At 66.8% G+C, this 1,117-nt stretch carries 2 protein-coding genes; both read left to right on the top strand.

Annotated features, from left to right (window positions below; genetic code table 11):
* A partial coding sequence (locus CQY20_RS33870; protein WP_420093250.1) for a Mu transposase domain-containing protein occupies positions 1-688 on the top strand: 688 nt, incomplete at its 5' end.
* A partial coding sequence (locus CQY20_RS33865; protein WP_234816548.1) for an ATP-binding protein occupies positions 688-1,117 on the top strand: 430 nt, incomplete at its 3' end. The genes CQY20_RS33870 and CQY20_RS33865, both read left to right, overlap by 1 nt.

Genomic DNA, 1,117 nt, shown 5'->3' with positions numbered 1-1,117 from the left:
TCCTCGGGTGTTCGTTTGGGATGGAGAGGGCGCGGTCGGGCGGTGGCGGGCACGAACACCCGAGCTGACCGCGGCATCCCAGGCGTTCCGGGGCACGGTGGCAGCCAAGGTGGTGATCTGCAAGCCCGCAGACCCCGAAGCCAAGGGGCTGGTGGAACGCTTTCACGACTATCTGGAACGGTCCTTCCTACCGGGTCGGGTGTTCGCGTCACCATCGGACTTCAACGCCCAGCTCGATGACTGGCTGGTCGGTGCTAATCACCGCCAGCATCGGGTGCTGGGATGCCGACCCGCCGATCGCATCGAGGCCGACAGGGCCGCGATGGGGGCGCTGCCCCCGGTGGAACCGGTCACCGGGTGGCGCACCCACGCCCGGCTGCCACGCGATCACTACGTGCGCCTAGACACCAACGACTACTCGGTGCACCCGGCTGCGGTGGGCCGGCGCATCGAAGTCGTCGCCGACCTTGCACAGGTAAGGGTGTGGTGCGGCGGCCGGTTGGTCGCCGAGCACGACCGGATCTGGGCCAAACACCAAACGATCAGCGACCCAGCACACCTGGCGGCGGCCACAGCGATGCGGCGCAACCGGTTCGACGTGCTCACCCTGCCCGCCCAGATCGACGTTGAGCAGCGGCCGTTGACCGACTACGACACCCTGCTCGGCATCGACGGGCCGGTGGCGTGATGGCCACCAGGACCACCGCGGCCGGCCGTGATGTGACCGCCGAGTTGGCCTATCTGACCCGAGCGCTCAAAGCACCCACGTTGCGTCAGGCCGTCGAACGGCTCGCCGAGCGGGCGCGGGCCGAATCCTGGAGTTATGAGGAGTTCCTCGCCGCCTGTCTACAGCGCGAAGTATCCGCCCGTGAGTCCCACGGCGGAGAGGGCAGGATCCGGGCGGCGCGGTTTCCCTCACGGAAGTCGCTGGAAGAGTTCGACTTCGACCACGCCCGCGGTCTCAAACGCGACCTCATCGCACACCTGGGCACCCTGGACTTCGTCACCGCCCGCGACAACATCGTGTTTCTCGGGCCCCAGTTATCAACGGGTAGCAACACGCTCGAATCTATGTATGTGACAAGGGGGTTGGAGCTGGGCAAGTCATCGTTGTTGC

Origin of the sequence: Mycolicibacterium agri, from assembly GCF_002553505.1 — a bacterium.
Classification (GTDB): Bacteria; Actinomycetota; Actinomycetes; order Mycobacteriales; family Mycobacteriaceae; genus Mycobacterium; species Mycobacterium agri.
Note: the sequence above shows the minus strand (reverse complement) of the source record. Positions and strands in the feature narration are given on the sequence as shown.